This is a genomic window from Roseateles agri (assembly GCF_034043675.1).
GTDB lineage: Bacteria > Pseudomonadota > Gammaproteobacteria > Burkholderiales > Burkholderiaceae_C > KK5.
Map to the genome: position 1 here is coordinate 44,153 of NZ_JAXCLA010000014.1, position 9,563 is coordinate 53,715.

9 protein-coding genes are annotated in these 9,563 nt (G+C 68.3%); 5 read left to right on the forward strand and 4 right to left on the reverse strand.

Going from position 1 to position 9,563, the window contains the following annotated elements:
• Positions 1-28 precede the first annotated feature (28 nt).
• A complete protein-coding gene (locus SNE35_RS31875; RefSeq protein WP_320427108.1) occupies positions 29-931 on the forward strand; it encodes a LysR family transcriptional regulator in 903 nt (300 codons plus the stop codon).
• 2 nt (positions 932-933) lie between these two features.
• Here the strand turns inward: SNE35_RS31875 and SNE35_RS31880 are convergent, their stop codons facing one another.
• From SNE35_RS31880 to SNE35_RS31895, 4 genes are all read right to left on the reverse strand, one after another.
• Positions 934-2,052: an NADH:flavin oxidoreductase/NADH oxidase gene (locus SNE35_RS31880; protein WP_320427109.1), complete on the reverse strand. Its 1,119-nt coding sequence runs from the start codon at positions 2,050-2,052 to the stop codon at positions 934-936.
• On the reverse strand, positions 2,049-2,573 hold the full coding sequence (locus SNE35_RS31885; RefSeq protein WP_320427110.1) for an SRPBCC family protein: 525 nt from the start codon (positions 2,571-2,573) through the stop codon (positions 2,049-2,051). Before SNE35_RS31885 ends, SNE35_RS31880 begins: the two co-directional genes overlap by 4 nt.
• A 334-nt stretch (positions 2,574-2,907) precedes the next feature.
• Entirely contained in the window at positions 2,908-3,492 is a 585-nt protein-coding gene (locus SNE35_RS31890) for a PEP-CTERM sorting domain-containing protein (protein ID WP_320427111.1), read from the reverse strand.
• Positions 3,493-3,536: 44 nt separating this feature from the next.
• The gene (locus tag SNE35_RS31895; protein ID WP_320427112.1) at positions 3,537-5,273 is read right to left on the reverse strand and encodes a tannase/feruloyl esterase family alpha/beta hydrolase; all 1,737 of its coding nucleotides are present in this window, start codon (positions 5,271-5,273) and stop codon (positions 3,537-3,539) included.
• Positions 5,274-5,609: 336 nt separating this feature from the next.
• Here SNE35_RS31895 and SNE35_RS31900 point away from each other — a divergent pair, with 336 nt between their 5' ends.
• The 4 genes from SNE35_RS31900 to SNE35_RS31915 form a co-directional block, all read left to right on the forward strand.
• Entirely contained in the window at positions 5,610-6,866 is a 1,257-nt protein-coding gene (locus SNE35_RS31900) for a LysR family transcriptional regulator (RefSeq protein WP_320427113.1), read from the forward strand.
• A gap of 170 nt (positions 6,867-7,036) precedes the next feature.
• Positions 7,037-8,209: an ABC transporter substrate-binding protein gene (locus SNE35_RS31905; RefSeq protein ID WP_431312815.1), complete on the forward strand. Its 1,173-nt coding sequence runs from the start codon at positions 7,037-7,039 to the stop codon at positions 8,207-8,209.
• Positions 8,210-8,252: 43 nt separating this feature from the next.
• On the forward strand, positions 8,253-9,125 hold the full coding sequence (locus SNE35_RS31910) for a branched-chain amino acid ABC transporter permease (RefSeq protein ID WP_320427114.1): 873 nt from the start codon (positions 8,253-8,255) through the stop codon (positions 9,123-9,125).
• On the forward strand, positions 9,122-9,563 hold a 442-nt coding region (locus tag SNE35_RS31915; RefSeq protein WP_431312816.1), incomplete at its 3' end, for an ABC transporter permease subunit. The genes SNE35_RS31910 and SNE35_RS31915, both read left to right, overlap by 4 nt.

Sequence of the window (9,563 nt, forward strand, 5' to 3'; positions counted from 1 at the left end):
GCGCGCATCGGCCGCGCCCGACTGATCGATGCAGCTCCGCAATGTCGACTTGAATCTGCTGAAGGCCTTCGACGCGCTGATGGACGAGCGCAGCGTGACGAAGGCGGCGGCGCGGCTCGCGCTGACCCAGCCGGCCGTCAGCGGCACCCTGAACCGCCTGCGCGACCTGATCGGCGATCCGCTGTTTGTGCGCAGCCAGCGCGGTGTCGTGCCCACCGCCCGAGCGCTGGAACTGGTCGCGCCGGTGAAGCAGATCCTGGCCTCGATCGAGGCGGTGCTCCGGCCGGTCGATTTCGAGCCCGGCGAGGCGGCGTTCACCGTCAGCGTGGCGGCCACCGATTACGCGCTGCGTGCCGTCGTGATGCCCTTCATCACCGCGCTGCGCCCGCTGGCGCCGGGCATCAAGGTGGCCGTGGTGCAGGCCGGCACCGGAGCCATCCACCAGCGCATGGAGCGCGGCCAGCTCGACATGGCACTGCTGACGCCGGAGATGACGCCGCCCGACCTGCACAGCCAGGCCCTGTTTGACGAGCGCTACGTCTGCGTGCTGCGCGAGGACCATCCGGTCGCCGGCAAGCGCAAGCTCTCGCTGGACCGCTTCTGCGAGCTGGACCACGGCATCGTCTCGCTCGACGGCGGCGGCTTCTCGGGCGCGACCGACGAGGCCCTGAAGCGCCTGGGCCGCGAGCGGCGGGTCGTCGTCTCCGTGCCCAGCTTCGTGATGCTGCTGGACCTGGTGCGCAGCAGCGATCTCGTCGCGCTGGTGCCCAAGCGCCTGCTGAAGGAGCCGACCGGCCTGCGCGTGCTCGAACCGCCGCTGGACGTGCCCGGCTTCACCAAGCTGCTGGCCTGGCACGCCCGCACGCACGAGGACGTGGGCCAGCGCTGGGTGCGGGAGCTGCTGGTCCGCGTTTGCGCCGCCAAGCGCTGACCTTACTGGGCTGACGCGGCGCCCGGGCCGCCGTAGCGTTGCAGCCAGTGGGCGTAGGGCGCGGGCAAGGTCCAGTCCGGTCGTTCCACTTTCAGCGCGTGGGCGAGTTCGCGCGGATAGTGCGGGTTCGCGAGGTGGGCGCGGCCGATCATCACCAGATCCAGCTGGCCGGACGCGATCACGTGCTCCGCCGTGTACGCGCCGTCCATGCACCAGCCCGACGCGACTGGCAGGCCGGCCTCGCGCTTGACCCGTGCGGCCACGGGCGCCAGGAAGGCCGGCTCGCGCCAGGGCACCTGCCCGTCCGGGATCACGAAGTTCACGCTGACGTTCACCAGATCGAGCCCGGCCCGGCGCATGCGGTCGACCTGGGCGATCGATTCGGTCAGTGTCTCCTCGTCGCGGCCGTCGTACTCGATCACGCCGAAGCGCGCCGTCAGCGGTAGGCGCTCCGGCCACACGGCGCGCACCGCCTCCACGGTCTCGACGAGGAAGCGGCCGCGGTTCTCGGCGCTGCCGCCATAGGCATCGGTGCGCTGGTTGCTGTGCGCCGAGAAGAAGCTCTGCGCCAGGTAGCCGTGGGCGAAGTGCAGTTCCAGCCACTGGAAGCCCGCATCGCGCGCGCGCCGGGCCGCGGCGACGAAGTCGGCCTGCACTCGCTCGATGTCGGCCAATGTCATCTCCCGCGGCACGCGCGGCAGCCCGCCGCCGAAGGCCAGCGGGGAGGGCGCGATCGGCTGCCAGCTGCGCGGGTCGGTTTCCGGGATGTGGTCGTCGCCTTCCCAGGGGCGATTGGCGCTGGCCTTGCGGCCTGCATGCCCGATCTGGATGCCCGGCACCGCACCCGCGGCGCGGATGGCGGCTGCGATGCGCGCCATGCCCTCGGTCTGCGTGTCGCTCCACAGGCCCGTGCAGCTCGGCGTGATGCGCCCCTCGGGCGAGACGCCCGTGGCCTCGACGATCACCAGCGCGGCGCCGCCCCGCGCGATCGATGCGTAGTGGACCGAGTGCCATTCGGTCGTGTGTCCGTCGAGCGCGCTGTACTGGCACATCGGCGGCACCGCGATGCGGTTGCGCAGTTGCACGTCCTTCAGTTGAAACGGCGTGAAGAGGGCGCTCATGCGGCAACGCCTTCCTTGGCCTTGTGAGCGGCTTCGACCAAGCCGTCCAGCCAATCCTGGTGGCCATTGATCATCGGATTCGGTCGGGCCTTGGCGAGCTGCGCCGCCGGTTTCCCCTTCTGTGTCTCCTGGGTGAGGATACGCAGCCGGCCACCGGAAAGCTCCTCGATAAGCCAGGCGTGGTGCACGTCCAGGCGGTCCTCATCCGTCGTGCCCGCCCAGCCATGCCAGGCGACCCGGGCCGGCTGGCCCGGCACCGGAGCCACATGCTCGACCACCTGCGCCTCGACGGGGAAGCCGAAGGTCGAGAAATGGAAGCGCAGCCCTGCCTCGAGTTCGGGGCCCTTGCCGTCGTAGAAGCGCACATCCGCCGAGTTCTCGTAGTAGCCGGGCCAGCGGGTGGCGATGTTCAGATACGGCCAGACCTCGGCCACCGTGAGACCGGCGACGATCACCTCGTTGGAACAGAAGTTGTCGGTAATGCCGGGGATATAGCCTTCAGGCCAGATGATTTCGTTCATGCCGCCATGTTGGCGTCTGCGATGAAATAATTGAAATCATCATTTCGGATTGCCGGTATCGGTAAAAGTGATTCCGGATTGGTGGACAGGGCTTTCGCATCGACTTGGCTGGGCCTCGGGCTGCGGGCGGAGGCGTCCACTCCATGTCCCCCGCCCGCTGCGCGGGCTCCTCCTTTATTTCCGTGGCCGCCCCCGCCCACATCCCGAGTCAAACGGCCATCGGTGTTCCTCGGCGAAGCAGGGTGGTGGGGTGCCCCAAAGCGCAGGTAAAGGAGGAGCCCGCGAAGCGGGCGGGGGACACGGAGCTTTGGGGTACCCCGCCGCCCTGCGCTCGTCAAATCAGAAGAGATCTCCGACGCCGCACAACCAGTCCGATCAAGCCACCGGCCATCAGCAGCAGCGACGCCGGCTCTGGCACCGCCGTGACGGACACGCCGTCCAGGTAGAAGTAGCCGGGGTCGTTGTTGAACGTGAAGACCAGGTTGGAGGCTGCAGCGGTGGCCGTCGTCGTGAAGCTCAGCGTCTGCACGGCGGAGGCGGCGGGGCTCGTCACGTCGTACACGGTCTGGCCGCCCAGGCTCACCGAGAAGCTGCTGGGCGTGCTGCCGTCGGACTGGAAGGAGAAGCTCACCGTGTAGGCCTGGCCCGCCGTGGTGCTGAGGACCTGGCTCAACGTGTCGGTCGTGCCGAAGGTGCCGAGGAAGGCTTCGCAACTGCCTTCCGGTGCGCTGCCGGCGCCGCCGCAATACACGCCGCTGAACGGGTTGGTGAGGATGGAGCCGGACCAGCCGGTCAGGCTGCCGGCCTCGAAGCCGCCGTTGGCGACGAGGTTCTGGGCGGAGGCCGGCATGGCGGCGACCAGGCCTGCGGCGGCGATCAGGCCAGCCATCAGGGTATTCTTGGGAAAGTCGATACGCATGGAGTTACCTTTTCTGTTGTGAGGGGCCGTCTGAGAGGTGCTCATCAGTTGCAGGAGATCTGGCCGCCGTTGACGGTGCAGGCCGCCTGCTTGAACAGCGGCGTGTACAGGTAGTTGCCCAGGCTGCTGGTGCTGACGTCCGACGCGGTGGTCGGCGTGTAGGGCACGAAATTGGAGGCGTCATTGGTGCTGCCGCTGCCGGCGTAGCGGGCCACCGTCGGGTACGGATATACCGGGCGCGAGACCCCGGTCGACGTGTTGTTGGCCACTAGTTCATTCGGCGCCGTGCCGGATTCCACCCAGGCCATCAGCGGCGTCAGCAGGTCGAAGGTGTTGGGGCCGAGGCCGCCGCCGCAGTGGCCCATGCCGGGGAACAGGTAGAAGCGGGCGAAGGTGTCCGGCGTCTTCGTCAGCTTGCTCATCGTCTCCCAGTACTGCAGGGTGCCCTGGGGCGAGATGTGCTGGTCGGCCCAGCCGTGCCACAGGATCAGCTTGCCGCCGGCGCCGGCGAAGGGCCGCAGGTCCGGGTTGGTGGCCGAGTACATGGTTCCCGAGGCCACGGTGGACATGAAGCCCGTGGTGCTGAAGTCCAGGTCATTCAGCGTGCGCGGCGTCTGCGTAGATGCATCCTTGTACGGGTTGTTCAGGAAGGTCTTGTAGAGCCAGCTGGTGACGAAGCTCTCGCCCTGAGCGCTGCCGCCCTGGGCCGCCGGCATGTACAGCGTCCAGTCCAGTTCCGAACCCCATTGACTGGAGCCCTCGGGCTCCAGGCGCTGGCCGTCGGTGGTGGAGCGGGCGCCGTCGTGGATCCGCGCAACCGCGTCGGCCTGGGCCTGGCTCAGGCATCCGGCTTCATTGTTGTTGTTCGTGCAGACCAGGGTGTTGGTGTTGAACTTGCAATTGCGCGGGTCGTCGATGATGCCGTCGGTCACACCGTCGATGGCATCGCAGGCCGCGACGACCTTGGAGTGCACGTAGGCCAGGTTGCCTTGCAGCAGCAGGTAGGTGTTGCGCGCCGGGATCGGCAGGACGCCCGGCGTCGTCTGGTTGGTCAGCACGCGGTTGCCGTGGTGGTACGTGTTCTGCACGTCCATGTTGTTGGCGGGCGCGCCGGCGGCGATGCCGTTGAAGTCGTTCGGATAGCGCTGCGCGGACATCAGCGCCTCGCGGCCGCCGTCCGAGCAACCGTCGAAGTACGAGTAGGCGGCGCTCTTGCCGTAGAAGTTCGTGATGACGGCCTTGGCCACCTGCGCCGTCACGTGCACGCCGCGGTACGCGAAGTCGATGCCGGCCCAGGGGTTGTTGACGATCCAGGTGGACGCGCCGGTGTGACCCATATTGGTCGTGGCCGTCACGAGTTCGCCGTTGTTCACCTGCACGCAGCCGGTCGATTGCGTCGGCGCGCCGAGGCTGTCGCTGCCGCATTCGCCGCCGCAGCCGTTCTGCACGTAGCGCTGCGTCCAGTTGCTCATCGGCAGCTTCATCACGATCGAGTTGACGCCGGGGCCGACGACGCCGCGCACGGAGCAGTAGGCCGACGGGTTGCTCGACGAGGCGGGCACCAGGGAGACGGCCGTGAAGCTGACCTGGCCGTTGTCATCCGCCACGCCGTTGAGGTTCATGCCCTGGAACGCTTCCAGCGTGCAGGCCATCGCGGCCGGCACGGCCGCCAGGCCGGCGGCGCGCTTGGTGATGGCGGCGGCGGAAGCAGGTAGCCATACGCCCTGCAGCAGCAGGGCCAGGCAGGCGGCCTGGGTGACGTGTTTCTTGAGAGTCTTCAACTCGTGTCTCCTTCTGTCGTTCTTGATGGCCCGTCGGGCAGCCGGCGCGTCGGGGTCGGTCGGGCCGCGTTGCGGCTCGTGGTGCAGACTCGTGCTATTCGCTGTTGCGATCGAACGGGTCCTGGCTGCCTGAAATCAGTATTCGTCTGGCGACCGGGGCGAGCGCTGAGTTCGCCTTGCTTGGGCGTGAGCGTTTCTTATCGATAACGCCTGGTTATCGCGCCCCCGATCGCGCACTCTCCCGGCCGCTGCGCCCGCCGCCTAGACTCGATCAAACGATCAGGGAGGGTCTGACCGCAGTGCGTTCGATGCTGCAGGCCCTGGAGACAAGAACACGTGAGCGATCGAGACCTCCAGACCGAATCGCTGGACATCAACCTGCGGCACCTGCGCGCGCTGACCGCCGTCGCGGCCTCCGGCAGCATCGCCGCGGCGGCCGAGGGCCTGTGCCGCGTCTCGTCCGCGGTGACGCGTTCGATCGCCGAGCTGGAGGCGGCGCTCGGGCGTCCGCTGTTCGAGCGCCGCGCACGCGGCACCGTGCTGAACGCCTATGGCGAGCTGGTGCTGCGGCGCGCGCACCGCATCGAAGCCGAGTTCGAGACGGCGCGCGCCAGGCTGATGGCCCGTGGCGGCGTCAAGATCACCTGCGATGCCCACTCGCTGTTCGCGTCCATCCTCAACGGCCGTCGATTGGCCGTGGTGGCCAGCGTGGCCGAGAAGCGCAACATGCCGGCCGTCGCGCGCGAGTTCGGCATCACGCAGCCGGCCGTCAGCGCCGCGCTGAAGGACCTGGAGACGCGGCTTGGCGCCGTGCTGTTCGAGCGCTCGGCCCGCGGCCTGGCGCCGACGCCGGCGGGCGAGATCGTCGTCTTCCACTTCCGCCGCGTGCTGGCCGAGCTGCGCAATATCGGCCCGGACATCGCGGCCAGCGAAGGTGTGCTGACCGGCAGCGTCCACGTCGGCGCGCTGCCGCTGGGCCGCACCCGCATCCTGCCGCTGGCGATCGCACAACTGCTGGACAAGCATCCGGGCCTGCACGTGGCGACCAACGAGGGCCACTACGACGCCCTGTCGGCCTCGCTGCGCAACGGCGACCTGGACTTCATCCTCGGCGCGCTGCGCTCCTGCGCCTTGACGAAGGAGCTGACCCTGGAGCCGCTGTTCGAGGACCAGATCTCGCTGATCGTTCGCGCGGGCCATCCGCTGGCGCGCGCGGGTACCGGGCTGCAGCAGTTGCTGAAGGCGCGCTGGGTGCTGTCGCGCCGCGGCGCACCGTCGCGCGAGCTGTTCGAGCAGTTCTTCGCGGCCTGCCAGTTGCCCGCGCCGGCGCCGGCCGTGGAGACCGGCGACCTCGCCGTGCTGCGCGCGCTGCTGATGGAGAGCGACATGGTCACGGCCATCTCGCCGCAGCAGCTCTGCTACGAGATCCTCGACGGCAGCCTGGTCGAGCTGGGCTTTCCGCTGGACATGACGAAGCGGCAGATCGGCATCACGCAGCGCGACGGCAGCTACTGCTCGCCGGGTGCGCGTGCGCTGATGGACGAGATCCGCAGCGTCGTCGCCGGCGCCGGCAACTTCCGGGGTACTGCATAAAAAAGTTTGACCCCAGCGCATCGCGAACTCAGCCCGCGCGGCGACCCGCGAAGCCACACTGAACCTCGTTCAGCAAGCCACAGGACAGAGACGAGCAAGCGACGTCGGGGACGACGTCCGCGACGGCTCGTCGGACGAACACCCAACAAAGACAGATGGAGACGACCACCATGAAGAATCGCAGACACGCACTCTCGCTGATCGCCGCCGCGGCGCTCATCGGCGCGGGCCCCGGCATGGCCTGGGCGCAGGGCGACACCGTGAAGATCGGCGTGATCCTGCCGATGACTGGGCCGTCCGCCTCGACCGGCAAGCAGGTCGAGGCCGCGATCAAGCTGTGGGTCGCGCAGAACGGCGACAAGGCCGGCGGCAAGAAGATCGAGGTGATCATCAAGGACGACGCGGGCGTGGCTGACACCACCCGCCGCCTCGCGCAGGAACTGGTCGTCAATGACAAGGTCGTCGCGCTCGCCGGCTTCGGTCTGACGCCGCTGGCCCTGGCCACCGCGCCGATCGCCACGCAGAGCAAGACGCCGATGGTGATCATGGCCGCGGCGACCTCGGCGATCACGGACGCATCGCCGTTTGCCATCCGCAGTGGCTTCACCGTGCCGCAGATCACTGTGGGCATCGCGCAGTGGGCGGCGCAGAACAAGATCAAGAAAGTCGTGACCCTGGTGTCCGACTACGGCCCCGGCAACGACGCCGAGAAGTACTTCAACGAGCGCTACACGCAGGGCGGCGGTCAGGTCGTGGAGAAGCTGCGCACGCCGCTGCGCGGCGCCGACTTCGCGCCGGTGCTGCAGAAGGTGCGCGACATCGCGCCCGATGCGCTGTTCGTGTTCCTGCCGTCGGGGCAGGGCGCCACCTTCGTGAAGCAGTACGTCGAGCGCGGTCTCGACAAGGCGGGCATCAAGCTGATCACCACCGGCGACGTGACCGACGACGACCAGCTCAACGACATGGGCGACGCGGCGCTGGGCGTGATCAATTCGCACCATTACTCGGCGGCGCACGACAGCGCGGTCAACAAGAAGTTCGTCGCCGCCTTCGAGGCCGCGAACAAGTTCCGTCCGAACTTCCACGCGGTGGGCGGCTACGACGGCATGCACATGCTCTACCAGGCCCTCGAAGCGACGCACGGAGCCGGCGGCGAGGCGCTGCTCGCGGCGCTGAAGACGCAGGGCTTCGAGAGCCCGCGCGGCCCGATCCAGGTCGACCCGCAGACGCGCGAGATGGTGCAGAACATCTACATCCGCAAGGTCGAGAAGTTGAACGGCCAGCTCTACAACGTCGAGTTCGACGTGCAGAAAGCGGTCAAGGATCCGGGCAAGGCCAAGTAAGCAGGCCCACGAGAAAACAAGAAAGCAAGAGGATCCAGATACCGTGCTGACCCTTCTCTTCGACGGCATTGCCTACGGAATGCTGCTGTTCGTGCTGTCGCTGGGGCTGGCGGTGACGATGGGCTTGATGAACTTCATCAACCTGGCGCACGGCGCCTTCGCGATGGCCGGCGGCTACGTGATGGTGCTGCTGATGCAGAAGGCCGGCTGGCCCTTCCTCGCCTGCCTGCCCGCCGCCTTCCTTGTCGCCGCACTCGCCGGTGCGGTCCTGGAGCCCCTGCTGTACCGCCGCATGTACGGCCGCCCGCACCTGGACCAGGTCCTCTTCTCCATCGGCCTCACCTTCATGGCCGTGGCCGCCGTCGACTTCTTCATCGGCTCCTCCCAGCAGAACATCACCCTGCCGGAGGGGCTGCGCCAGCGCTTCGAGATTGGCACCGGCGCACTCACTCTCGGCATGGGCGCCTACCGCCTCTTCATCATCGCCTGCTGCGTCGTGCTCGCCCTGGCCCTGCAAGCCGTGCTCACCCGCACCCGCTTCGGCTCCCGCCTGCGCGCCGCCGTCGACGACCCCCGCGTCGCCGCGGGCCTCGGCATCCCCGTCAACCGCGTCTTCCTCCTCACCTTCGCCGTCGGCTCCGGCCTGGCCGGGCTGGGCGGCGCGCTCGGTGCCGACATCTTCGGCCTCGACCCGAACTTCCCCCTCAAGTACATGGTGTTCTTCCTCATCGTCTGCGCCGTCGGCGGCACCAGCTCCATCACCGGCCCCCTCGTCGCCGCCCTGGTGCTCGGCATCGCCGACGTCTTCGGCAAGTACTACGTCCCCAAGCTCGGCAGCTTCATCGTCTACCTGCTGATGATCGTCATCCTGCTGTGGCGCCCCCAAGGCCTCTTCACCCGCGGGGCCAGCCGATGAACTCCCCGACGACCACCCCCACCGTCGCGCAACGCCTGCTCGCCCCCAGCCGCTGGCGCGCCTGGGAGATCGCCGCCTGGCTCCTCATCTGGGCCGCCCCCATCGCCTTGCCCCAGCACGCCGCCCTGATCAACGAGATCGCCATCCTGGCCCTGTTCGCCCTCTCGCTGGATGTCATCCTCGGCTACGCCGGCATCGTCTCGCTGGGCCATGCCGCCTTCTTTGGTCTCGGGGCCTACGGCGCTGCCCTGTTCGCCAAGCACGTCATGCCCGACCCGCTGGTGGGCCTGGCCGTCGGCACGCTGCTGGGCGGCCTGCTGGGCGCGCTCACCAGCCCCATGATCGTGCGCGGCACCGACCTCACCCGGCTGATGGTCACCATGGGTGTCGCCCTCGTGCTGCTGGAACTGGCCAACAAGTTCGACGACCTCACCGGCG

Bases quoted from the DNA above. Each gene is read 5' to 3' on its own strand.
- SNE35_RS31905 (WP_431312815.1), top strand. From the start codon at position 7,037: ATGAAGAATCGCAGACACGCACTCTCGCTGATCGCCGCCGCGGCGCTC.
- SNE35_RS31875 (WP_320427108.1), top strand. From the start codon at position 29: ATGCAGCTCCGCAATGTCGACTTGAATCTGCTGAAGGCCTTCGACGCG.
- SNE35_RS31880 (WP_320427109.1), bottom strand. From the start codon at position 2,052: ATGAGCGCCCTCTTCACGCCGTTTCAACTGAAGGACGTGCAACTGCGC.
- SNE35_RS31890 (WP_320427111.1), bottom strand. From the start codon at position 3,492: ATGCGTATCGACTTTCCCAAGAATACCCTGATGGCTGGCCTGATCGCC.
- SNE35_RS31885 (WP_320427110.1), bottom strand. From the start codon at position 2,573: ATGAACGAAATCATCTGGCCTGAAGGCTATATCCCCGGCATTACCGAC.